Annotated in this window: 20 protein-coding genes and 4 pseudogenes; 8 read left to right on the top strand and 16 right to left on the bottom strand. The window is 70.0% G+C overall.

Annotated features, from left to right (window positions below):
- Window positions 1-117 precede the first annotated feature (117 nt).
- On the bottom strand, window positions 118-1953 hold the full coding sequence (locus tag ACEXOX_RS25065) for a globin domain-containing protein (RefSeq protein WP_406523407.1): 1836 nt from the start codon (window positions 1951-1953) through the stop codon (window positions 118-120).
- A gap of 462 nt (window positions 1954-2415) precedes the next feature.
- Entirely contained in the window at window positions 2416-3048 is a 633-nt protein-coding gene (locus ACEXOX_RS25060) for an HAD family hydrolase (protein ID WP_406523405.1), read from the bottom strand.
- 189 nt (window positions 3049-3237) lie between these two features.
- Between ACEXOX_RS25060 and ACEXOX_RS25055 the strand changes: the two genes are divergently transcribed.
- Window positions 3238-3786 carry a DUF2269 domain-containing protein gene (locus ACEXOX_RS25055; protein ID WP_406523403.1) on the top strand — a complete coding sequence of 183 codons (549 nt, stop codon included), beginning with the start codon at window positions 3238-3240 and terminating at the stop codon, window positions 3784-3786.
- Here the strand turns inward: ACEXOX_RS25055 and ACEXOX_RS25050 are convergent.
- Window positions 3779-4207, bottom strand: coding sequence for a heme-binding protein (locus ACEXOX_RS25050; protein WP_406523401.1), 429 nt, complete (start codon window positions 4205-4207; stop codon window positions 3779-3781). The genes ACEXOX_RS25055 and ACEXOX_RS25050 overlap by 8 nt on opposite strands.
- 259 nt (window positions 4208-4466) lie before the next feature.
- Complete coding sequence (locus tag ACEXOX_RS25045) at window positions 4467-5768, bottom strand: MFS transporter (protein WP_406523400.1); 1302 nt, start codon at window positions 5766-5768, stop codon at window positions 4467-4469.
- Between the two features lie 373 nt (window positions 5769-6141).
- Here ACEXOX_RS25045 and ACEXOX_RS25040 point away from each other — a divergent pair, with 373 nt between their 5' ends.
- Both ACEXOX_RS25040 and ACEXOX_RS25035 read left to right on the top strand, forming a co-directional pair.
- Entirely contained in the window at window positions 6142-6621 is a 480-nt protein-coding gene (locus tag ACEXOX_RS25040) for a MarR family winged helix-turn-helix transcriptional regulator (protein WP_406526462.1), read from the top strand.
- Between the two features lie 24 nt (window positions 6622-6645).
- Window positions 6646-7098, top strand: coding sequence for a GNAT family N-acetyltransferase (locus ACEXOX_RS25035; RefSeq protein WP_406523398.1), 453 nt, complete (start codon window positions 6646-6648; stop codon window positions 7096-7098).
- Between the two features lie 107 nt (window positions 7099-7205).
- Here the strand turns inward: ACEXOX_RS25035 and ACEXOX_RS25030 are convergent, their stop codons facing one another.
- From ACEXOX_RS25030 to ACEXOX_RS25020, 3 genes and pseudogenes are all read right to left on the bottom strand, one after another.
- Window positions 7206-7973, bottom strand: coding sequence for a TetR/AcrR family transcriptional regulator (locus ACEXOX_RS25030; protein ID WP_406523397.1), 768 nt, complete (start codon window positions 7971-7973; stop codon window positions 7206-7208).
- Window positions 7974-8574: 601 nt separating this feature from the next.
- A complete protein-coding gene (locus ACEXOX_RS25025; protein ID WP_406523395.1) occupies window positions 8575-9729 on the bottom strand; it encodes a pyridoxal-phosphate-dependent aminotransferase family protein in 1155 nt (384 codons plus the stop codon).
- Window positions 9730-9842: 113 nt separating this feature from the next.
- Window positions 9843-11257 (bottom strand): annotated as a pseudogene (locus tag ACEXOX_RS25020) (serine hydrolase domain-containing protein).
- A 243-nt stretch (window positions 11258-11500) separates the two neighbouring features.
- Between ACEXOX_RS25020 and ACEXOX_RS25015 the strand changes: the two are divergent.
- Window positions 11501-11944, top strand: a complete 444-nt coding sequence (locus tag ACEXOX_RS25015; protein ID WP_406526461.1) for a MerR family transcriptional regulator — start codon at window positions 11501-11503, stop codon at window positions 11942-11944.
- Here the strand turns inward: ACEXOX_RS25015 and ACEXOX_RS25010 are convergent.
- The 4 genes from ACEXOX_RS25010 to ACEXOX_RS24995 form a co-directional block, all read right to left on the bottom strand.
- Window positions 11916-12191: a hypothetical protein gene (locus ACEXOX_RS25010; protein ID WP_406523393.1), complete on the bottom strand. Its 276-nt coding sequence runs from the start codon at window positions 12189-12191 to the stop codon at window positions 11916-11918. The genes ACEXOX_RS25015 and ACEXOX_RS25010 overlap by 29 nt on opposite strands.
- Window positions 12192-12647: 456 nt before the next feature.
- Entirely contained in the window at window positions 12648-13763 is a 1116-nt protein-coding gene (locus tag ACEXOX_RS25005) for a MerR family transcriptional regulator (RefSeq protein WP_406523391.1), read from the bottom strand.
- A 68-nt stretch (window positions 13764-13831) separates the two neighbouring features.
- Complete coding sequence (locus ACEXOX_RS25000) at window positions 13832-14230, bottom strand: hypothetical protein (RefSeq protein ID WP_406523389.1); 399 nt, start codon at window positions 14228-14230, stop codon at window positions 13832-13834.
- 75 nt (window positions 14231-14305) lie between these two features.
- The gene (locus ACEXOX_RS24995; protein ID WP_406523387.1) at window positions 14306-14884 is read right to left on the bottom strand and encodes a TetR/AcrR family transcriptional regulator; all 579 of its coding nucleotides are present in this window, start codon (window positions 14882-14884) and stop codon (window positions 14306-14308) included.
- Between the two features lie 70 nt (window positions 14885-14954).
- On the opposite strand from ACEXOX_RS24995, the gene ACEXOX_RS24990 reads away from it, so the two are divergent.
- Together ACEXOX_RS24990 and ACEXOX_RS24985 are read left to right on the top strand one after the other, a co-directional pair.
- Window positions 14955-15848, top strand: a complete 894-nt coding sequence (locus tag ACEXOX_RS24990) for an NADP-dependent oxidoreductase (protein WP_406523385.1) — start codon at window positions 14955-14957, stop codon at window positions 15846-15848.
- 98 nt (window positions 15849-15946) lie between these two features.
- Window positions 15947-17074, top strand: a complete 1128-nt coding sequence (locus ACEXOX_RS24985; RefSeq protein ID WP_406523383.1) for an FAD-dependent oxidoreductase — start codon at window positions 15947-15949, stop codon at window positions 17072-17074.
- 168 nt (window positions 17075-17242) lie between these two features.
- Here ACEXOX_RS24985 and ACEXOX_RS24980 read toward each other — a convergent pair whose 3' ends face one another.
- Complete coding sequence (locus tag ACEXOX_RS24980; RefSeq protein WP_406523381.1) at window positions 17243-17812, bottom strand: haloacid dehalogenase type II; 570 nt, start codon at window positions 17810-17812, stop codon at window positions 17243-17245.
- A 72-nt stretch (window positions 17813-17884) separates the two neighbouring features.
- A pseudogene (dnaB, locus tag ACEXOX_RS24975) lies at window positions 17885-19365 on the bottom strand (replicative DNA helicase).
- A gap of 457 nt (window positions 19366-19822) precedes the next feature.
- On the opposite strand from dnaB, the pseudogene ACEXOX_RS24970 reads away from it, so the two are divergent.
- Both ACEXOX_RS24970 and ACEXOX_RS24965 read left to right on the top strand, forming a co-directional pair.
- Window positions 19823-21159: pseudogene (locus ACEXOX_RS24970) on the top strand (MATE family efflux transporter).
- A gap of 39 nt (window positions 21160-21198) precedes the next feature.
- Entirely contained in the window at window positions 21199-22086 is an 888-nt protein-coding gene (locus ACEXOX_RS24965) for a trypsin-like serine peptidase (protein ID WP_406523379.1), read from the top strand.
- 90 nt (window positions 22087-22176) lie between these two features.
- Here ACEXOX_RS24965 and rplI read toward each other — a convergent pair whose 3' ends face one another.
- From rplI to ACEXOX_RS24950, 3 genes and pseudogenes are all read right to left on the bottom strand, one after another.
- The gene (gene rplI / locus ACEXOX_RS24960) at window positions 22177-22623 is read right to left on the bottom strand and encodes a 50S ribosomal protein L9 (protein ID WP_406523377.1); all 447 of its coding nucleotides are present in this window, start codon (window positions 22621-22623) and stop codon (window positions 22177-22179) included.
- A gap of 18 nt (window positions 22624-22641) precedes the next feature.
- A complete protein-coding gene (rpsR, locus tag ACEXOX_RS24955; protein ID WP_003978893.1) occupies window positions 22642-22878 on the bottom strand; it encodes a 30S ribosomal protein S18 in 237 nt (78 codons plus the stop codon).
- 106 nt (window positions 22879-22984) lie between these two features.
- Window positions 22985-23574, bottom strand: a pseudogene (locus ACEXOX_RS24950) (single-stranded DNA-binding protein).
- Between the last annotated feature and the right edge of the window lie 57 nt (window positions 23575-23631).

The raw sequence follows: 23631 nt of genomic DNA, 5'->3' as shown, positions 1-23631 counted from the left end.
ACCCGGCCTCACCAGGCCGTACGCGTCTGGAGCCCCGGCCGCGCCGAGTTCGCCGTAAGCCGTCAAACCGTTCCCACCCTGTGCTACCAAGCCGTGATCACCATGTGTCGTCAATGCTCAATCTCCCGCCGCGACCAGCTCTTCCACGGAGTCGTGCCGTATGCGGTCGGAGGGAATGCCGACCCCCACCAATGCGTCCACGCCGTTGCGTATCATTCCGGGCGGCCCGGACAAGTAGGCCTCATATTCCCTCCAGGGTCCGTACTGACGCACCGCGTCGGGGAGTTGGCCGCTGATGCTGCTGGCCGGCCCGACGGGGCGGCCGGTGGCCACGACCGTGCGTACGGACAGCCAGGGGTGGCTCTGTTCCAGCCGCAGCATGGTGTCGAGGTCGTACAGGTCGTGGCTGCTGCGAGCGCCGTAGAAGACCTCCATCGGGCGCCGGTGGCCACGCTCGGCGACGTCCTCGACCAGGGCCTTGATCGGGGCGATGCCCGTACCGCCGCCCAGGCACAACAGCCCGTTGTCAGTGGTGTGGTCTACGGTCATGGAACCGGATGGGGAACCGAGCCGGACGACATCGCCGGGGCGGGCGCGATGGACCATGGCGTTGGACACCCAGCCGGCCGGTACGGCTTTCACGTGGAAGGAGAGCAGGCCGTCGGAGCGGGGCGCCGCGGCGAAGGAGTAGTGCCGCCAAATGCGCGGCCACCAGGGGGTTTCCACACTGGCGTACTGACCGGCCAGAAAGGGGTAGGGCTGGTCGGGCCGGACGGTGACGACAGCGATGTCGGGCGTACGCAGCTCGTGCGAAACGACCTCGGCCTGCCACCAGGCGGGGGCCACCGCCTCGTCCTCGGCGGCAGCGTCGATCATGATCTGCGAAATGGTGGTGTACGCCCGCACCCACGCAGCTTCGGCCTCCGGGTTCCAGGTGCCGGGGGCGTACCGGGCGAGGGCGTTCAGCAGGCATTCGCCGACGGCCGGGTAGTGCTCGGGCAGCGTGCCGTACTTACGGTGCCCGCGCCCGAGGTGTGAGAGGTATGCGGTGATGTAGGCCGTGTCGTCGACGTTCTTGACGGAGGTGAGCAACGCCTTGAACAGCCGGTCGCGTTGGGCGTCCATCGCAGCCGGAAAGAGCGCGCGCAGGTCGGGGTGGCGCACGAAGAGCAACGCGTAGAAGTACGAGGTGACCTTGTCCGCCACGGGCTCGATCTCGTCCAGAGTCCGCCGGATGAGCATCGCGTCGCCGGAGTCGGCAGCGGCCGGACGAGCGCCGGTGGACGCGACACCGACTGGGCCTGCCGTAGAGGCAGCCCCACGCGCGGGGACGAAAGCCTCATTCGCACGCCCGGAAGAACCGGCCCCAACCCCGCCCCCAGGCCCGTGCCCGGCCGAAGCCCCACCCCGTACACCCTCGTGCGCCGCACCCCCTGCGCCGCGCTCTTCAGGTGCCCGCTCGCGCTCCGCCGCCGTACCCACCGGCCTTATCGAACTGACCGGCCGACCGGGGGCTCGCTCCTGGCCGTAACCGTCATCCGGTACGGCGTGCCTACCCTGGCTGGGGCTGGGGCTGGGGCTGGGGCTGGGGCTGGGGCTGGGGCTGGGGCTGGGGCTGGGGCTGGGGCTGGGGCTGGGGCTGGGGCTGGGGCTGGGGCTGGGGCTGGGGCTGGGGCTGGGGCTGGGGCTGGGGCTGGGGCTGGGGCTGGGGCTGTCATGAGCGTGCCTGCTCTGGCTGTGGGTGTCATCGGCGCGACTGTCCTGGGGGCGACCGTAACCGTTCTCTGCGGCGTGCTTTCCCCGTTGCTCGTGATCGTGCTCGCCCTCGTGCCGACCGTCCGCCGGCCCCTGATGATCTTCGGAGGACTTCTTCGACGGAGTGAACCATCCCCAATCGCCACTGCTGCCGCCAGAAGAGCCGTTATCGGCTGTCGTGGTGGTCGGAGCGTCCATGGTCTGCCTCGCCTCGAACGTCTTTCGATCGTCTTCGCACTTCCGCAGTTCGGAATGTGCCCGCAATTCCTTGCACCGCTTCGGAATACCTAATCGATCAGAGCTGTCCCGGCAACACCCTCCATAGCGGACACGGTTCGCGTTCGTCCGGCACCGCGCGGACTCCTTCTCCGCAGCGTGCCACCCGGCCCCGGCGCACCGGACAAACAACGGGAAGTCCGGGCGCGGCGGACCGCTCTGCCCCTAAGCTGGCAGGCTTCATGTACCGCCCCGCCGCACGGTCACAAGCCGCCGGAAGCGGTCTCCCCGCTCAACCGGACTAGACCGTACCCGCAGCACTTGAATCCACAACCCCTGTACCGGAGCCACTTACTCCGGGCCCGTCGATTTCCGCGTTCCGCCCCATGGAACACGATTCACCGGGCCGTCAAGGAGTACCGATCGCCCGCAGGCAGCCGGGAATTATCCGTCGGCCCGCACGAGTTCGTACGCCTCGCGCAGGTCACGGCCGTCGTACGCGTATGAGGCCAGGTCGCTGACATGGTGGTCCGCATTCACCGCCACGGAAGCGGGAACGGCCGCGAACAGGGCGGTGTCGGACATGGAATCGCCATACGCCACACAGTCGGACCGGCGCAGACCGAACTTGGCGCACAGGTCATCCATAATGCTCACCTTTGCAGACGCGGAAAGTATCCCGTCCGGTTCCACCGGTTCGCGAAAAGGCAGCGCGGGCCAGCGTGAGCCATGTGCGGCATCCGCTCCCCAGACCGTCAGCCGCTCGACGAAGAACCCCGGTGACAAGGAGATCACCGCGCACCGCTCACCCCGCGCCCGAATGTCGGCCCACACCTCTCGGATGCCGGCGAGCCACGGCGCGCCCTCGAAAGCCGCCGTCACCAGTTCATCGGTCAGCTCACCCCACAGCTCGCACGCCAGCTCCGCGAAGCGCAGCGGCGTGAGTTCGCCGAGGATGAACGCCCGCTCCAGCTCGGCGATCTCCCGGTCCAGTCCGAGTTGCCGGGATATCTCGACGGCGGCCGCCGATCCGTAGAGCAGCGTGCCGTCCATGTCGAACAGATGCAGTCTCCCCATACCTGCGAGCGTAGACGTGGGGAAGCCGTGGCGTCCCGTGCGTAACACCGGTCCCTCAGCTCCCTCGGAGCCCCAGGCGCAGACGCTCACCGACCACTCCCGTGGCGCCCCCTCTACTCAACCGCGCGTACGACTGGATACTCCCGCCGTCAGATGCCGCGTTGCCCGCCGGGCGCGATCGTGGATCTCATGAAGCAGCTCAGCCGGCCTGTGCGCCGCGCCGTCCTCGTCGTCCATGTCGCGGTTTCCGTCGGCTGGTTCGGGCTCTCACTCGGCCTGCTCACGCTGAGCGTCACCGGGTACACCTCGGGATCACTGGAGACCACCGTGGCCGCCTACCGCGCCATGAAGATCTTCAGCGACTGGCTGCTCCTCCCCGTGGCACTGTCGGCGCTGGTCAGCGGGCTGGTGCTGTCCTTCGGTACGCCCTGGGGGCTGGCCCGCCACCGCTGGGTGATCGTCAAGTTCTGGTTGACCTTGGCGACCGTACTGCTGACGGCCTTCTCCCTGCGCCCGGGCATCGACCGGCTGGCGGCCGACGCCGTGGCCGGCACGCCGGACACCGGGCTGAGCATGGTGTCCGCGCCCTCCGTCGCGACGGCCACGTACCTCTTCATCACCGCCATCTCCATGCTCAAGCCCTGGGGCCTCACCCGACGCGGCGGCCGACTGCGCAACGCGCAGTCGGCCGAGGTCCGCGAACGGGCACGTAAGCGCCCGAGTGGTGTCGTCAGTTGAGGCCCGCCGCCTCGATGGCGGTACGGGCGATGCGATCGTCCTGCTCCGGCGCCCCGCCGCCGACGCCGATCGCGCCGATCAGGCGGCCGTCCCGATGGACCGGCACGCCACCGGCGATGAACAGCAGCGGGCGGTCGAGCGCGGTGGGCAGCGTGTGAAAGAGGCCGTCGGGCCGTACGGCGTCGACGAGGCCGGCGGTCGGCGCGTCCAGCTGCAACGCGGTGTACGCCTTGCGGGTGCTGGTCTCGCCCGAGATCAGCACAGCGGTGTCGTCGCGCCGGAAGCCGAGCAGGTGACCGCCCGCGTCCAGGACGCTGACACTGCCCTTGACCCCAAGGTCGGCGGCGGCGGCGCGGGCGGCTTGCACCAGGGCGTCCGCGTCGCGGGTGGTGAGCGGGCGGACGGAGGGGGTGGTGCTCATGAGGGGGCTCCTGTGCGTGCGGGTGTGTGCGGGTACGTACGGGTGTGCGTGGGTTGTGCGGGTGCCTATGGGCGGGTAGCAGGCGTGCTCGGGTGGGGCTTGGGGCGCACGGACGGGTGGGCCGGCCGGGTGCGCTCGTCTGTGAACGGGGGATGAGTCGGGGCCTGGGTAGGGCCTCCGCTCTGAGGCGGGGCTCGGCTCCGGTACGGGACTCGGTCCGACCAATGGGCTACAGAACCGGCCCAAGGAATCCGGCCGCCTAGCCGCGTACGATCACCGCCGCCTCTCCCCCAGCGCTGCCGACCGCTACCTCGGGCCTGGCCCCGGCTCCCGAAACGACAACCTGACCGCTGCGCTCGTCCGCGTCACTGCGCTCGTCCGCGCCGCTCCGCGCTCCGCGACCGTCCCCCAGGCCGCCGCCCCGCCGCTCCAGCACTCCCGCGAGGACCGCGACGCCCAGTGCCAGGACGGTCATCCCCACTCCGACCCAGTTCGGCGCGGTCAGCCCGAGCCCCGCCGCGATGACGATCCCGCCGAGCCAGGAGGCGAGCGCGTTGCCGAAGTTGAAGGCCGCGATGTTGCCGACCGAGGCGAGGGTGGGGGCGGTCACCGCCTGATCCATGATCCGCTTCTGCAGCGGTGGCACGGTCGCGAAACCGAAGGCGCCGATGAGGGCGATGGTGACGGTCGCGGCGGCTTTGTCGTGGGCGGCGAAGCTGAACGCGGCCAGCGAGAGCGCGAGCCCGGCCAGCGACACGTACAGCATCGGCATCATGTGGCGGTCGGTGAACCGTCCCGAGACGAGGTTGCCGCCGACCATTCCCAGGCCGAAGACAGCCGTGAGCCAGACGACGGACGACGGTGCAAAACCGGCGACCTCGGTCATCATCGAGGCGAGGTAGGTGACGGCCGCGAAGACACCGCCGAAGCCGAGGACGGTCATCAGCATCGCCAGCCCGACCTGGGGGTTGCGGAAGACGGCGATCTCCTGGCCCATCGGGGCGGCCGCCTTCACGGCCTGCGCCGGGACCAGCCTGGCGACGCCGAGGAAGCCGAGTACGCCCAGGACCGCGATGGCGACGAAGGTGGCGCGCCAGTTGATCTGCTGGGCGAGCAGGGTGCCGAACGGTACGCCCACGACGTTGGCGACGGTCAGTCCGGCGAACATCATCGAGATGGCGCCGGCCCGCTTGTGCGGCGCGACGAGATCGGCGGCCACCAGCGACCCGATGCCGAAGAACGCGCCGTGCGCAAAGGACGAAACGATCCGCCCGGCCAGCATGACCGCGAACACGGGCGCCACGGCAGTGAGCAGGTTGCCCACCACGAACAGCCCCATCAGCAACATCAGCATCTGCTTACGGGTCATCCGGGTGCCGAGGGCGGTCGTCAGCGGAGCTCCGACGACGACGCCGAGCGCGTACAGAGTGGTCGCGTATCCGGCCGTCGGGATGGAGACGCCGAAACCCGCGGCCACGTCGGGCAGCAGCCCCATCACCGCGAACTCGGTCATCCCGATCCCGAAGGCGCCGATGGTGAGCGCCAGGAGAGCGAGCGGCATGACGGATCCCTTCGAACGATTGCATGCAGCTTTAACAAGCGCCGACAATAATTGTAGACGCTGGCTACTTGCAAGCGCGGGCTATTTCGCTGGTGTCCTATCCTGGGTCGTACGACCTGTAAGGAGGTCCTCGATGACGCAGCAGACCCGGCGGGCGGCGCGGCAGAGCCCGCGGTGGACGGGACAGGACGGGCAGCACGGCCGCCAGGAACCTTCGGTGGACGAGGGCATGGACTCGCCGTTGGGTCCGGCTCCGACTTCGACCACGAGCACGCCGACGGACACGTCACCGGGCAGGCATGCCGGCGCGGCCGCACCCAAGAACGCGGCTGCGAATGACAGCTCGACCACGTCCGTCCCCCCGGCCGCAGACATGGACGCGCCCGGCCAGGGCTGCCCGACCGGTTCCGGCTCCGCACCGGCCCTCGCCCAGGGCTGGTGCGCCCTCTCCGCCCTGCACGGCCGCATCGAGTCGCACATCGAGCGCGCGTTGCAGGCTCGCCACGACCTGAGCGTCCGGGAGTTCTCCGTACTGAACGTGCTCAACGAGCAGCACGACGGCCCGGGCGGCCACCTGCGGATGCACCAGGTCGCGGACTCGGTCGTGCTCAGCCAGAGCGCCACCACCCGCCTGGTCACCCGCCTCGAAGAGCGCCACCTGCTCTCCCGGTACCTGTGCCCCGACGACCGGCGCGGCATCTACACCAACGTCACCGACGAAGGACGTCAGCTGCTCGAAGAGGCCCGTCCGACGCACGACGCGGCGCTGCGCGAAGCACTCCAGGACGCCGCGAAACGCCCCGAGCTGGCCCCCCTGGTGACCGCGGTGGAAACCCTCGCCACACCTGCCTGAGCAGGGGTGCGTAGGGTCCCGCTCATGAGCGACATCGAGATCCGCCCAGCGACCGAGGACGACCTTCCGGCCATCGTCGCCATGCTGGCCGACGACGCGCTGGGCGCCACCCGCGAGAGTCCGGACGACCTGACCCCGTACCGCGCGGCGTACGAGCTGCTGGCCGCTGACCCCAACCAGCACCTGGTCGTCGCCGTACGCGGCGACCGACCGGTGGGGACGCTCCAACTCACGGTGATACCCGGGCTTTCACGACGCGGCAGCAGCCGTTCGACCATCGAGGCGGTACGCGTCCACGCGGACGAGCGGGGCAGCGGCCTGGGCACCCGGCTGATCCAGTGGGCGGTCGCCGAATCCCGCGCCCTCGGCTGCCAGCTGGTCCAGCTCACCTCCGACGCGACGCGCGTCGACGCCCACCGCTTCTACGAACACCTCGGCTTCGAGGCCTCCCACCTGGGCTTCAAGCTCCAGCTCTGACCTCGCGCCGCCCTGCCACGACGCGCATTCTCCGCCGTTCCGTCGCGATTCCGCCTGGCTCGGTCCCGTCCCGGGGCGCCCGCGTCACCGCCGTACCGGGTGCCCCCTCAGCCGCGGGGCCGGCTCCCTTCGCGAGTACGCACCGGCGTCCGCACCCTGGCCCGGTGCGCCTTCTGCCGACAGGCTCCGCCACAGAACCGCGCCGGCCGGCCTGTACGCGCGGGAGGAACCGGGTCCCCACACACCTCGCACGGAGTTTCGTTACGGTTCTGCACCTGGCGGGGCAGTTTCGTCACGCTCTTCCCCGCCCGCAGTCCGTCGCACATCAAGGTCGTCATCCGCCCCTGCGGTGCCCCCGACGTGACCTGTCGGCGCTCCATCGAAAGGCACCCGACCAGCAGCGCCAAGACGTCTTCCAGACCGACGTCCTTCCGTACGCCGCCCGCCTCTTGGGCCCGTACGAGCAAGACTCCCAGGGCCTCGGTGAAGTCCCGCTCGGCATGCGGCGAAGGCTGGTAACCACCCTCGCCGGCCGCCTCCAGCGCGTCACACAGCGCCTTGTTGCGGGACGCCACCCGGATCACCGACGCGATGAACCGAAAAAAGACGGCTACGGGCTCCGTGGCGTCCGCCAAGTCCCGTGCCGTGTCCGCGAAAAGCCGCGCCCTGTCGGCGACTGACGCCCTGAACAGCGCGTCCTTGGAGGGGAAATGACGGTAGACGGTTCCGGCACCGACACCGGCACGCCGCGCGATCTCACCCAGCGGTACGCCCAAGCCCTGCTCCTCAAAAGCAGTTCGGGCTGCCCGCAACACCAGTTCCCTGTTGCGCCGCGCGTCCGCCCGCGCAGGGGCAGACGCTCCATCCGCCGCCATCCACCCTCCTGAGAACCGTCGCCTCCCGAGTCGAGCGTTCCTCACGCTCAACCGGGCCCCTCGTTCCGATTCTACGGGGGCCTGAAACCAAGATCATCACCCGACTCGCCGTACTGGCCTCCAGCGCAGAGGAACGGGGGAGAGGCCGGGAAGGGACCAAGACCGGGGCCGAGGCCGGGGCCGAGGCCGGGCAAGAGCCGAGACCGAGGCCGGGCAAGAGCCGAGACCGAGACTGGGACCGAGCAAGGGCCGAGACCGAGGCTGGGACGGCGCGGATCTTCACCGCCCAGCCTTACTTCGACACCCCCACCCCGCCACCGGAGCGCGCCCAAAAGGAGGAAGTCCCCTACGGCCGCACCGCCACGGAGGCGACACACGCAGCCAACACACGACCACTCGCTCAAGCCGTCACACTCGACGACCAACCAGGCGTCCGCAAAGGGACGTTGAAACCTCAGCGACGCCCCCGACCAACCAGTCCCCGCCTCCGGTTTCACGTGAAACAGCCACCCACCCAACAAAAATCTGGGGTGCCGTTTCACGTGAAACGGCACCCCAGATACCTCGCGTCAAATGCGCTGCGCGATAAGCGCTCGTTGCCTCAGCCGGCGACGACCTCATCCCATGCCGCACCCGCCGCCGCGGCCGCCCCGTCGCCGTCCACCGTGACGCCGAGCACCCGCAGGCCCGCCGCCAACGCCGCGAGAGACGCCAGCACCACGCCCCGCTCTGCCGCCTGCCCATAGTGATTCACCCGGATCATCTCCTTGGCCAGCGCTCCTGCCGCGGCCTGGACGGGCACGGCAACCGTGCCGTCCGCGGCATCCAGCGCGGCCGAGACGATCTCACGTGCATCCAGGTCCGCAGGCGCACGCAGGGTCGTGGCAACCGGGGCCGCGTCCTCGTCCCGCACCACGTACGGGGACAGCGCGCCGAGCGCCCGCACGCCTGCCCGTACCGCCGCCGCGGCCGCCCGATGACGCGTGATGACGGCATCGAGGCCCTCCGCATCGACACGGTCCACGGCCTGTTCCAGAGCGAGCATCTCCAGCTGCGCCGGCGCGTGCGGCAGCGCGGTACGTCCGCCGTCGATCCACCGCTCCTTCCAGTCCAGCAGCGAGAGGTAGGAGCGACGGGGAGCCTGCTCGTTGGCCGCGATGCGCTCCCAGGCCCGGGCGCTCACCGAGGCCGCCGAAACGCCTGCCGGACCTCCCAGCGCCTTCTGCCCGCCGATCACGCACAGGTCGACGCCCCACTCGTCGGTGAGCAGCGGCTCAGCTCCCACCGAGGCCACGGCGTCGAGCATGAGCAGCGCGCCGTGCTCCCGCACGACGGCACCGATCTCGGCGACCGGGTTGGTGTTGCCGGTCGCCGCCTCGGCGTGCACCAGGCTCACGAAGTCGATGGCGGGGTGCTCACGCAGCGCCTCCGCCACCTGCTCCGGACGCACGGCTCCCGTGAACGGCGCGCTGATCGTGACGACCTCGGCGCCACAGGACCGCAGCCAGCCGCCGAAGGTCTCACCGTATGGGCCGGTCACGATGTTGAGCGCCGTGGTGCCGGGGCCCGCGGCGGAGCGGATGCACGCCTCCAGCGGCAGCAGCGCCTCACCCTGCATGGCCACGACGTCGGCCCGGGTACGCATCAGCGCCGCGACCTTGTCCTCGATCCGCGCGAAGTGTCCGGCGGTGAGCGGCGGCAGATCGAGCAGATCCGGAACGTCGGAGGTCGTGTTCACGGCGGTCGCGTCAGTCACGGTGGCCTTCCAGCGGTAGCGGGCCGCGGTGCGGCGGCTCCTGATATGTGGCTCGACTGTACGTCCGGGGCCGTCACCCCTGCCGTACGGGCTCGGCTCCCGTCCCGCCGCCGTCAGCGGCCGCGCCAGCCCTCCTCGTCGACTCCGCCCGGCACCGGGCCCGCGGGCTCGTACGGGCCCCGTGTGAAGACGAAGGTGCCCACGTCCAGGTGGCTGACCGAGCCGTCCTCGGTACGGACGACGCGCAGCCGCTCACCGGTGAAGTAACCGTCCAGCCCGGTCCAGGTGCCGTCGGCCTCCGCACGGAACCGCGAAGCACGGCCCCCGGGCCCGACAGGAGCGAAATCTCCAGCGCCCGGGCCTCCCGCAACCGCAGGACGTACGGGTGGGCGCCCCAGTACCACGGCCCGGTGAGGGCCAGCAGGTCCTCGTCCAGCGGTCCGGCCATCGGGCTCCACGGCTCCGGGATACGCGGCTCCCGGTCCGCGACGATTCCGGCCAGGTCGGCGGCGATGGCGCTGATGGCCGGCCCCGACGTGCAGTTCGCCAGCACGACACCGGCGACGTCCTCGGAAACGTCGATCATCAGGGACGCCAGAAAGCCGGGCATGGACCCGCCATGGCCGAACAGCAGGCGCCCGTTCCACCGGAAGAGCTGAAGTCCGAGCCCGAAGCCTCCGTCCCACGCCGCGCCCTCGGGCGGTACGGCCGGGGCCCGCATCTCGGCCAGGGTGGCGGCGCCGAGCACCCGGTCGTCACCGCGGAGCAGGAACGCCGCCCAGCGCACCAGGTCCTCGGCCGTGGACCAGAGCTGTCCGGCCGGGCTCATCAGACCGGTGTCCTGAGCGGGCTCCGGCAGCAGTACGTCCGCCCACGGATGCGCCGCCCACCCGTCGGCACACGGAGCCTGCGGCTGGAGCGTCGTACGGCTCATGCCCAGCGGCTCCAGCACCTCCCGACGCAGCACCTCACCCCAGGCCTGCCCACCGCGCAGGCGCTCGATCAGGGAGCCCAGCAGGGCGTAACCCGGGTTGGAGTAGTGGAACCGCCGTCCGGCGGGCAGGCGCCGCGGATCGCCCTCGAAGAGGTCGCCGGGCTCCGGCCGCAGTGTTCCGGGCGTCCGTTCCCACCAGGGCCCACGGGATTCGGCCGCCAGCCCCGAGCTGTGCGAGAGGAGCTGGGCGACCGTCACGTCCGGAGCCGCGCTGCCCGGCACATGCTTGCCGAGCGGATCGTCCAGCGTGAGCAGGCCTTCGTCACGCAGCCGCAGCACCAGTACCGCGACGAATGTCTTGGTGATCGAGCCGATCCGGTACTGGACATCCACCCCGCCGGCCGTGCCATCGCCGCTACCGCTACGCCTGCCGCTGCCCGTGCCACCGCCACTGCGAGACGCGGCCCATGCCACCTTCCCACCCCGCATCACCGCGCCCGTCAGCGAAGGTGCACGCCCCTCGGCCTGGCCGACCGCCAGCCGTCGCAACAACGCCCGCCTCGTCTCGGGCAGCAACGCTGCGAACTGTTCCACCTCGTGCTCCCCCGCACCGTCCAGCTCCTCGCGGAAGGCCGCTTCCTGACGCACGTCGGACGGTTCCCTGCTCATGGCGCTCCTCGACAGCTCAACACCCACGGTCTGGACAAGGATGGAGCACCCACCCCCTCACCCGCACCGCCGAATCCGACCCAGCCCCTGGACATGACGTCGGCGTCAACGGCTACGGTCGTCAGGGCGCCCGGAACAGCACTGTGCCGGGCCTGGACGGGGGCGAAGGTGCGGATCGGAGAACTGGCCGAGCGAGCCAGCACCACCACTCGCACTCTGCGGTACTACGAAGCGCGCGGTCTGCTCCACGCCGAGCGCACGGCCAACGGCCACCGCACCTACGACGAGGCGGATCTACGGCTGCTGCGGCAGATCCAGGTGCTGCAACGCTTCGGCTTCGAGCTGGAAGAGACCCGGCCCTTCGTGGAGTGCCTGCGCGCCGGCCACCCAGCAGGCGACGCCTGCCCCGCCTCGCTCCAGGTCTACCGGCGCAAGCTGGCGGAACTGGACGCCTGTATCGCCCAACTTCAGGACGTACGGGAGCAGGTGAGTGACCAACTGGCCCGTGCCGTAGAGGCCATGCACGAGCTGGCAACCCCGGCCGCAGAGCCCGGCGGGCCCCAAGCCAGTCCCCGATGCGAACTCACCCACGCACCACCACCGATGCGCTAGCCCCTTCCCCCAGTAGCACGATGGCCTTCCCGAGAGTCTGCTGTTCCTCCGCCATGAGCCATCGCGCCGCGTGGACCATGTGCAGCGCCGTCCGAAGCCGGTCACGGTCCTGCTCGGAGCCGAGGTCGCTCAGGTATGCCGGCAGGATCATCCCCAGCGCCTTGAAGTCCTGCCGCTCGCAGAGCCTGGCCAGCAGCCCCACCAGCAAATCCGCCGCAGCCTCCCGGCCCTCTGCCGCTTCCGCCACGCCCCGTCCGGCGGCTGCCCCCTCCCGGCAGCCGTCTCCCGCAGCCCTTCCGCGATAGCGAAACGGTTCCACATCCCGTAGTCGTCGCCCGGCGCGTCCCCCACCCGCTCGGCAGCCCGCTGAAAGTACGCGTGTGCCTCAGTGGTCTCACCCAGTTCCCGGTGAGCGCGCGCCATGTTCGCGTACAGGGACGCATAGAAACCGCTGACACGTTCGTCGCCCACCCGGTCCGCCCGGTCCAAGCACTCCTGGTTCCACCGGAGCGTTTCCTCCGGCGTTTCTTGATGACGCGCTACGTAATGAGCGGCGATACAGGCTTCGTAGTCGTCACGCGCATCCTCCCAAGCCTGCAAGAACAGCCCACGCGCTGCAGCGTCCTCCCCCGCCCCTCAGCCTCCATGCCCCGCACGCACAGCCGCACCACGTGATTGTCCGCGTCCACCGTCCGGCTCCTCTTCAGTCCGTTTCACGTGAAACATGCGCCTGCACCGGCATGACCAAGGTGGTGAAACTGCCTTGGTCGGCGGAGCGCACAACGACCGGCTGCGTCCCGGAAGCAATCTCCAACAGCACATCGGGCCCCACCCCCGAGTCCAGCGCGGGAACGAGCACCGCCGGATCGAAGGCGATACGCAACGACGGACCCGAGCAGACCGCGCTCACCTCGACCGCCGGCCGACCCCCGCTTCCGCCCCCGCCCTCGCTGACCACCACCTCCTGTGCTCCCGCCCGTACGGTGATCACGGCGCCCTTCTCCCGCTCGGCAAAGGCATCACGAAGCGCCGTCCGGTCCGCGATGACCCGATGCCGGATGCCCTCCACTCCGTCCAGCACCAGCCGGTAATCGGGAAACTCCCCCGCACGGCCCAAGAACGCGCGATGCACCCCGCCCTCCCCGGTCAGGCGCCCTTCGTCCCCGTTCACCTCGACCTCGATGTGCTGCTGTCGCAGTGCCCACGCTGCCATGTCCGCCAGTTCCCGGGCATCGATCAGTACCCGGCACGGAGCACCGCCTGCCGTTCTCGCCCGCAGGGTCCGGACCGCCAACCGGTACCGGTCGGTGGCCACTACCCGCACCTCGCCCTCGCCGAGTTCGAGCAACACGCAGCCGAGCACCGGGTACTTCACGCGTGTCTCGGTGTCCGCCACCGCGGGCCCTACCTGCCGTACCGCACTGGCCAGCTCAGCACCACCGATGCCGGCCCGCCCCCGCGGCTGCTGGCGGGGAGCCTCCACCGGGCTCCCCCGCAGCATTTCCTCGATCAACGCCCGCGCGGCATCCGCCGTCTGTCGCGTCCGCTCCACGTGCGTGTTCAGAACCGTACGGGCCTCCGCCTCGCCCCCGTCGAGTACGGACCTGGCATCCAGCAGCGGCAGCCCTGCCTCCCGCAATCTGCGGAGCAGCACAGCACGGCCCTCCTGTTCGGCCCCGTACAACCGGTAGCCGCTCGCCGGATCGACCGTGACGGGACGCAGGACACCGCAGTCGTCGTAGAAGCGCAGCGCGCTCGGAGCCAGCCCCACCCGTCGTCCGAACGCTCCGATGCCCAGCAACTCATCGCTCTCGTCCATGACAGTGATGGTGGGGCTTCAAGCAACCTGAAGGTCAAAGCCCGGCCGTCGGCGCTGCGCTCCCGTGACTACGCCGGCGTCCGGCCGAGCGCCCGCCAGACCCGGCCGCGCAGCAGCTCGTACTCCTCACCGCGACGCGGCAGTCGTCCCTCAGGCCGCTGAACGGCTCGGCTGCCGGACACCACCTGCCCAAGCCTGAACTGCTCTTGCGTGAGGTCGATCTCGATGCCGCTGGGAAGCCGGTTCCACCAGTGGTGGCCGTGCTGCTCCCCGTCGAGGTGCACCTCTCCGACCAAGAGTTCGCCACCGAAGAAGTCGTGGACAACGAGAGCGGTGATGTCGCAGTGTCCCCAGGCCGGATTGTCGGCGGTCCAGGGAGCACGGCCGAGATCATCGGTCGAACACGTGTCAGCAGCCCAGCCCGAGCGGACCGCCTGCGTGATGTCGGTGAGAGTTAAAGGAGTCATGCGCCGCAGCATCGCAGCAACCACTGACAACGCGACCGCGATGCCCTGCCCGTCAGGAACAGGGCCGCACGCCCGTCAAGAAAGACGAGCGGCCTCCCAGGCCGCCTCGATCATTCGGAAGATCTCGTCCACCGCGGCCTCCGGTTCGGTCTCCTCTCGGGCCAGCGAATAGGCGTCGATCACGAACCTCGCGATCGCCCGGCCGGCCGTCGCGGTCTGCGGCAGTCCGGGATCGGCGGCGATGGCCGCCGCCAGCGACTCCGCGTGGCGCAGCCGCATCGACTCCTCGTACTTCCGCAGGGCCGGTGATCCGTCGATCATGCGCCAGATCGGAGCGGCTTCCTCCGCCGTGCAGTGCCGCACCAGCGCCTGGACCTCGCGGCGCAGCGCGGGGATGAGCGGCTCGTGCGGCGCCCGGCCGGTGACCACCTGGGTGAGGCGCTGCTCGAAGTCCGCGTCCTGCTCGAACACCAGGGCCTCTTTAGAGGCGAAGTGGGAGAAGAGCGTGGTGACGGCCACGTCCGCCTCGGCGGCCACGTTACGGATGCCCACCGCGTCGTACCCGCGTTCCAGGAAGAGCCGCAGGGCGGTGTCGGCGATCTTCTGGCGCGTCGCGGCCTTCTTGCGCTCACGGCGTCCGGGCGGCTCGGTCATGCGCCGATGCTAGCAGTTACGTACCCGTAACCGTTCCAAAACGCTAACCGTTAGTGTTACGGTCCTCGGCATGAAGAAAGTGAGCTACTTCGAGTTCGGCGGCCCCGACGTACTGCGCCTCATCGACGCCGAGGAACCCCACGCAGGCCCTGGACAGATACGCATCGCCGTGCGGGCGGCGGGCGTGAACCCCGTCGACTGGCGGATCCGCGAGGGCCAGTTCCAGAAGAGCAACCCGATCGAACTGCCCGCAGGGGTCGGCCAGGACGCCGCCGGGGTGGTGGACCAGATCGGCGAGGGCGTCGAAGGCGTCCAGGTCGGCGACCGCGTGTTCGGTGAAGGCGCGAGCACCTACGCCGAGTACGCCGTGCTGTCGGCCTGGACCCGTATGCCCGGGCAGCTGTCGTTCGAAGAGGCGGCCGGCTACCCCTCCGTGGTGGAGACCGCGCTGCGCATCATCGGCCAGGTCGGTGTGCGTCCCGGGCAGACGCTGCTGGTCAGCGGCGCGTCCGGAGGAGTCGGGTCGGCGGTTCTGCAGATCGCCCGTGACCGCGGCATCACCGTGATCGGCACGGCCGGGGCCACGAGCCAGGACTATGTGCGCGGCCTGGGCGCCACCGCCACGACGTACGGCGAGGGCTGGACCGAGCGGGTGCGGCAGCTCGGCCGCATCGACGCGGCCCTCGACCTGGCCGGCTCGGGCGTGCTCCGCGAACTCGTCGAACTGACCGGGGACCCGCGGAAGGTGATCACCATCGCCGACCTCGGCGCGCCGGAGTTCGGTGTCCGCTTCTCCGGCGTGGCCGGAAGCGTGCCGGATGCGCTCACCGAGGCCGCCGGCCTCATCGCGCGGGGCAAGCTCCGCATTCCGGTCGAGAAGACGTACACGCTCGCCGAGGCCGCGGCGGCGCACAGGGACAGCCACGCCGGTCACACCCGCGGCCGCCGGGTCATCGTCGTCTGAGCCGCTTACCGCGCGCTTGCCCGGCCCGGCGGGCCGAACCCCTTCCGCAGAGAGCCTCCCGGGCCCGCCCGGCAGGTGTACGACACCCAAGGAGCCCCATGCACACTCCTGTCACCATCATCGGCGCCGGCCTCGGCGGCCTCGTGCTGGCCCGCGTCCTGCACGTGCACGGCATCCCGGCCGTCATCTACGAGGCGGAGCCCTCCCCGACGGCGCGGCCGCAGGGCGGGATGCTCGACATCCACGACCACAGCGGCCAACTCGCGCTCCGGGCGGCCGCCTTGACGGACGCGTTCCGCGGCATCGTTCTGGAGGGCCGCCAAGCGATACGGCTCCTCGACCGGAACGGGACCGTCCTGTTCGACAAGCCCGACGACGGCACCGGGAAGAGCCCCGAGGTGCAGCGCGGCGAGCTGCGGCAACTCCTGCTCGACTCGCTGCCGGCCGGCACCGTCCGATGGGGCCACAAGGCCACCGGCATCCGCGCCGTCGGCGAGGGCCGCCACGAGGTGACCTTCGCCGACGGCACCACCGTCGCCACGAGCCTGCTGGTCGGCGCGGACGGCGCCTGGTCACGGGCCCGCCCGCTGCTCTCCGGCGCCACACCCGCGTACGTCGGCCGGTCCGTCGTCGAAACCTGCCTGTACGACGCCGACACCCGGCACCCGGCCACCGCGAAGGCGGTCGGCGGCGGGACGCTCATGGCCTTCGACCCGGACGAGCACGGGAAGTGGTTCGTGTCCCACCGGGAGAAGGACGGCGTCCTCCGCGCCTACATCTCACTGACCAAGCCGCAGGACTGGTTCGCGGCCGTCGACTTCACCGATGTCGCCACGGCCGCCGCACGGATCGCGCAGGAGTACGCCGGCTGGGCACCGGAACTCACCGCTCTGATCACCGGCATCGAGACCGCGCCGGTCCTGCGCCCCCTCCACACCCTGCCGCCCGGGCACCGCTGGGACCGGGTGCCCGGAGTGACCCTGCTCGGCGACGCCGCCCACCTCACCCCGCCCAACGGCGAGGGCGCCAACCTGGCCATGCAGGACGGCGCCGAACTCGGCATCGCCCTCGCCGCGCATCCGGACTCCGTCGAGACCGCCCTCGCCACGTACGAGAAAGCCCTGTTCCCCCGCAGCACGGCGGCCGCCACGGCCGCGGAAGTCACCCACAACCCCACACCCCAGGACCTGATCAACTTCTTCACCCAGGAGGCGCGGGCCGAATGAGTCACTCGTCGTACGGAGCCATCGGCAGGTAGGGGCACAACTCCGGGACGACTCCTCGGGAACGGACTCCGAGAACATGAGGGCTTCGTCCCGACCTTCGCCGAAACGGGCGGCGAATTAGTCGAACGCCCGTTTCTGGATTCGGGAATCGCTGACCGGGCGCCACTTTCATTCCGCTGTCAGCTCGGCGACCAAAGCGTCCAGGCTGTCCGACCGCCAGACGAAAATGCCGGAGCTCTCCGGAGCGTCCCCGCCCGGTCGTTGAACATAGGCGGTTCGCATTCCCACCGCCTGAGCCCCGCGAAGGCCCCAGGCGTGGGCGGCGACCAGCAGTACGCGCTCAGGTGGGCACCCTGCCGCGTCGATCGCAAGTTGATAAACCTCCGGTGCGGGCTTGTATGCCTGGGCATCTTCGGCGGAAAAGGCCTGGTGCCAGCGCAGCCCGGCGTATGCGTTGAGGCGGAGCAGGGTGGCGCGACTGGCATGGGAGAGGCCCAGGACCGGAAATCGCTGTGCGAGGCGCGTGAGTCCGCCGGAGGAATCGTCCCAGGGCTTGAGGCGCTGACTCGCGGTGGCCAGTCGCTCCACGGCCGCCATCCAGCTCTGGACCTGATCCGCAGCGTCTTGTCCCGTCGGGAGGGCGGGCGCGATCAGTCCCAGGAAGAGGTCAATTCGGTGACGCAGGCCACCGGCAGAGGTGAACCCCCGAGGGCGGCCGGGCTCGCCTCGGGGGTCCATCGTGAACAGTCGACATGACCGCGACGGCAACAGGCCGTAGCTACCAGACCTGAGAACCCGCATACCTTCACATCAGGTCTGCGCCATATCCACAAACCGCGAATAATGCCCCTGGAACGCGACGGTGATGGTCGCCGTCGGACCGTTACGGTGCTTGGCCACGATCAGGTCGGCCTCGCCGGCGCGGGGGACTCCTTCTCGTAGGCGTCCTCGCGGTGCAGCAGGATGACCATGTCCGCGTCCTGCTCGATGGAGCCGGATTCACGCAGGTCGGAGACCATCGGCTTTTTGTCCGTGCGCTGCTCGGGGCCACGGTTGAGCTGCGAGAGCGCGATGACCGGCAGTTCCAGCTCCTTGGCCAGCAGCTTGAGGTTACGGGACATGTCCGACACCTCCTGCTGGCGGCTCTCGGCGCGCTTGGAGCCGCCGGACTGCATCAGCTGGAGGTAGTCGATGACCACCAGCTTCAGCTCGTTGCGCTGCTTGAGGCGGCGGCACTTCGCGCGGATCTCCATCATCGACAGGTTCGGCGAGTCGTCGATGTAGAGCGGCGCGGCCGACACGTCCGGCATCCGCCGGGCCAGGCGGGTCCAGTCCTCGTCCGTCATCGAGCCGGACCGCATGTGGTGCAGCGCCACCCGCGCCTCGGCGGACAGCAGACGCATCGCGATCTCGTTGCGGCCCATTTCGAGCGAGAAGATCACACTCGGCAGATTGCTCTTGATCGAGCACGCACGGGCGAAGTCCAGCGCGAGGGTGGACTTACCCATCGCGGGACGGGCCGCGATGACGATCATCTGGCCGGGGTGCAGGCCGTTGGTGAGGGAGTCCAGGTCGGTGAAGCCGGTGGGGACGCCGGTCATCTGGCCCTGGCGGGAGCCGATCGCCTCGATCTCGTCGAGGGCGCCCTCCATGATGTCGCCGAGCGGCAGGTAGTCCTCGCTGGTGCGCTGCTCGGTGACGGCGTAGATCTCCGCCTGGGCGCTGTTGACGATCTCGTCGACGTCGCCGTCGGCCGCGTATCCCATCTGGGTGATGCGGGTGCCGGCCTCGACGAGCCGGCGCAGGACCGCCCGTTCGTGGACGATCTCGGCGTAGTACTCCGCGTTGGCCGCCGTCGGTACGGACTGGACCAGGGTGTGCAGATACGACGCGCCGCCCACCCGGGCGATCTCGCCGCGCTTGGTCAGCTCGGCCGCGATGGTGATCGGGTCGGCCGGCTCGCCCTTCGCATACAGGTCGAGGATCGCCTGGTAGATCAGCTCATGGGCCGGCCGGTAGAAGTCGTGGCCCTTGAGCACCTCGACGACGTCCGCGATGGCGTCCTTGGACAGCAGCATGCCGCCGAGCACGGACTGCTCGGCGTCCAGGTCCTGGGGCGGCACGCGCTCGAAACCGCCGGAGGGCCAGCCGCCCTCCTCGTCACCGCCACGGTCGCGGCGGTCGTCGCGGCCACGCCCCTTGCCCTCGCCCCGACGGGAGCGCGCGGCAGGCAGCCGGTCACTGGGGCCGGCGTCCGCCCAGGGGTCTTCCACGGGCTCGGGCATACTCACCCCGGCACCTCCTCCCGTCCGCGGCGCGGACCTTGCTGTGCCCTTCTTTCTTACGGCACGGCTCTGACAAACGAGACGCCCGACTCCGGTTACGGCGCGTCGAGTTCGGATGGGTTCTCAGACCGGAACAGGGGCCAGGCGCCGGACTACGGTAGGCCCGTCGGCACCGTCCGCCAATCTGGTTATCCACAGGCCATGTGGACGAAGGACCCGTTCCTGTGGAGAAGTGCGCCGATCCTGTGCACGGCACGGGGGACACCGCTGTGGACAAACACACAATCAGCCGACCCTTACCTACCTGACCTGCGCTTTTGTCGTCCATAGGCTGTGGGGAGAAAAACTTCGGCAACCTGTTCATGATCGGGCCGAACGGCGCGGAGGAGAACGCTCCACCCGCCGCGAAGTAATGATTGCAGAGCAGTTGTGCCACTTACCTGTGGAAGATTAGATTGACGGCATGACACAGGCCCCCGCGACGCCGCGGCGCACCGACCGCCGCCACGACCGCGAGATCATCTCGCTCGCTCTGCCCGCCTTCGGCGCGCTCGTCGCGGAACCGCTCTTCGTCATGGTCGACAGCGCCGTCATTGGTCACCTCGGAACCCGGCAGCTCGCCGGTCTCGGCGTCGCCGCCCCGCTGCTGACGACCGCGGTCTCGGTCTTCGTCTTCCTCGCGTACGCCACCACCGCCGCCGTCGCCCGGCGGGTCGGCGCCGGTGACCGCTCGGCCGCCATCCGGCAGGGCATGGACGGCATCTGGCTCGCCCTCCTGCTGGGTGCCGCCGTACTGGCCACCGTCCTGCCCGCTGCGCCCTGGCTCGTCGACGTCTTCGGCGCCTCACCCACCGCCGCCCCGTACGCCGTCACCTACCTGCGCATCAGCGCCCTCGGCATCCCGGCGATGCTCGTGGTGCTGGCCGCCACCGGCGTACTGCGCGGTCTCCAGGACACCCGGACACCGCTGTACGTCGCGATCGGCGGCTTCTCCGTCAACGCCGCCCTGAACATCGGGCTGGTCTACGGTGCCGGCCTCGGCATCGCCGGATCCGCCTGGGGAACGGTCGTCGCCCAGTGCGGTATGGCCGCCGTCTACCTGGTCGTCGTGGTGCGGGGGCCCGCCGGCACCACGCCTCCCTCCGGCCGGACGCGGCCGGGATCCGTGCCTGCGCCCAAGCCGGGGTGCCGCTGCTGGTCCGTACGCTCTCGCTGCGCGCCGTCCTCATGATCGCGACCGCCGTGGCCGCCCGCCTCGGTGACGCCGAGGTGGCCGCCCACCAGATCGTCATCACCCTGTGGTCCCTGCTGGCCTTCGCCCTGGACGCCATCGCCATCGCCGGCCAGGCGATCATCGGCCGGTACCTGGGCGCCGACGACGTGGCGGGCGCCAGGGCGGCCTGCCGCCGCATGGTGCAGTGGGGTATCGCCTCCGGAGTGGTGCTCGGGCTACTCGTCGTCCTCACGCGGCCGCTGTTCATGCCGCTGTTCACCGACGACCCGACCGTGAAGGACGCGCTGCTGCCCGCGCTCCTGGTCGTCGCCGTCACCCAACCGGTCGCCGGGATCGTCTTCGTCCTCGACGGCGTGCTGATGGGCGCCGGCGACGGCCGCTACCTGGCCTGGGCGATGCTGGTGACGCTGGCCCTCTTCGCGCCCGCCGCGCTGCTGGTGCCGGTCGTCGGCGGCGGCCTGACCGCGCTGTGGTGGGCCATGACCCTGATGATGACCGTGCGGATGCTGACATTGTGGGCACGCACCCGGTCGGGCCGCTGGATTGTGACCGGAGCCTCGCGTTGAAGCCACCCGAAACAACGGCACCGTGCTGATAATGACCGTGTGCGCCCGCTTGCCAGGAAGATCGTCCTGCCCCTGACGCTGATCGTCGTCGGGGCAGGCGCCATAGTGGGTTACGCCTCCCAGGAAGCCGACACCAGCAGCCGCGGCAACGGCACGCTCAGAAGCGGTCACGGCAAGTCGGGCCAGTCCCAGCAGGATCCTCAGGACCCCCAGGACCAGGATCCGTCCGCCACGGCGCCCGCCGACGACGGCAGCGCGTACACCCCGCGCAGTACCGAGCAGAACGCCCGAGTCGGAGCCGTTTTCGAGAAGGACGACTCCGGCGACCACTTCTGCACCGCCAGCGTCGTGCAGAGCCCCGGCCGAAACATGCTGATCACCGCGGCACACTGCGCTTTCGACGCCGAGACCGGCGAACCCGTCAACGACCTCGTCTTCGCACCCGACTACCGCGACGGCAAAGAACCGACCGGCCTGTGGAAGGTCGAGAAGGTCGTCGTCGACGACCGCTGGGCCAAGTCCCAGGACGAGGACATGGACGTCGCCTTCCTCGTCCTCGGCAGCAAGGACGGCAAACAGATCCAGGACGTGCTGGGCGGCAACACCCTCGGCATCGACCCGGGCTTCGACAATGACGTCAAGATCACCGGCTACCCCACCAGCAGCGAGACGCCGATCTCCTGCCACAACCGCGCCACGAAGTTCAGCGACACCCAGATGCGCGTCCGGTGCACCGACTTCGCGGGCGGCACGAGCGGCAGCCCCTGGCTCGCCGACTACGACCCCAAGAGCCACACCGGCACGGTGATCGGCGTTCTGGGCGGGCACCAGGGCGGCGGAGACGAGGACGACGTCTCCTACGCCGCGTACTTCGGTGACGCTGTCGCCGATCTCTACGAGCGCGCCCAGAAAGAGGACGAGGGCTGACCCACTGCTCGCAGCAGCCCGCGCGCAGACGAAAGGGCCGCACCCCGTTTCCGGAGTGCGGCCCTCACGCGTGCTGCGGTGTCGCTGCTATCAGGCGGCGACGACCTCGACGCCCAGCTTCGCGACGACGTCGCTGTGCAGGCGTACGGACACCTGGTGCGCGCCCAGGGTCTTGATCGGCGAGCCGAGCTCGACGCGGCGCTTGTCCACGTCGGGGCCGCCCGCGGCCTTGATCGCCGAGGCGACGTCGGCCGGCGTGACGGAGCCGAACAGGCGGCCGGCGTCGCCGGCACGCACGGCCAGCTTCACCTTGACGCCCTCGAGCCGGCCCTTGATCTCGTTGGCCTGCTCGACCGAGGCGATCTCGCGGATCTTGCGACCGCGGCGGATCTGCTCGACGTCCTTCTCGCCACCCTTGGTCCAGCGGATCGCGAAACCGCGCGGGACCAGGTAGTTACGGGCGTAACCGTCGCGGACGTCGACGACGTCGCCGGCGGTGCCGAGGCCGGAGACCTCGTGGGTGAGGATGATCTTCATGTGTCGGTCACCCTTCCCTTATCGCGCAGTGGAGGTGTAGGGCAGCAGCGCCATCTCACGGCTGTTCTTCACGGCCGTGGCGACGTCACGCTGGTGCTGGGTACAGTTGCCGGTCACCCGGCGGGCACGGATCTTGCCGCGGTCGGAAATGAACTTCCGCAGCAGGTTCGTGTCCTTGTAGTCGACGTAGGAGATCTTCTCCTTGCAGAACACGCAAACCTTCTTCTTAGGCTTGCGAGCAGGCGGCTTCGCCATTGTCTCTCTCCAGTGAGTTCAAGAAGTTTGTGCTGACGCCCTCAGGCCCGCGGTCGCCCCGCGCTGTTTCACGTGAAACAACGCGTGTACGTGCCGGAAGTCGGACCTAGAAGGGCGGCTCGTCCGAGTAGCCGCCGCCGGAGCCGCCGCCCCAGCCACCACCGCCGCCACCCTGCTGGCCGCCGCCGGCAGGGGCACCGGTCGCCCACGGGTCGTCGGCGGGAGCACCGCCGCCACCCTGCTGGCCACCGCCGGGGCCGCCGCCCCAGCCGCCGCCACCCTGGCCACCGCCCTGCTGACCGCCGCCGAAGCCGCCGCCCTGGCCGCCGCGGCCCGAGGTCTTGGTGACCTTGGCCGTGGCATTGCGCAAGCTGGCACCGACCTCGTCGACGTCGAGCTCGTAGACCGTGCGCTTGACGCCCTCGCGGTCCTCGTACGACCGCTGCTTCAGGCGGCCCTGCACGATCACGCGAGTGCCCCGCGTGAGGGACTCGGCGACGTTCTCCGCCGCCTGACGCCACACCGAGCAGGTCAGGAACAGGCTCTCGCCGTCCTTCCACTCATTGGTCTGACGGTCGAAGGTGCGGGGGTGGACGCGACGCGGAACTTCGCGACCGCCGCACCGGACGGGGTGAAGCGCAGCTCGGGGTCGTCGACAAGATTGCCGACGACCGTGATGACGGTCTCGCCTGCCATTAGGGGAACCTCTCGGCGGGTGTGCTGCTGGCTGCTGGTGTTGCTACTCGAACCCGG

The sequence above is a fragment of the Streptomyces sp. Ac-502 genome, from assembly GCF_045222935.1.
GTDB lineage: Bacteria > Actinomycetota > Actinomycetes > Streptomycetales > Streptomycetaceae > Streptomyces > Streptomyces monomycini.
The sequence above is the reverse complement of the archived record's forward strand: the minus strand, read 5'-3'. Positions and strand labels throughout refer to the sequence as shown.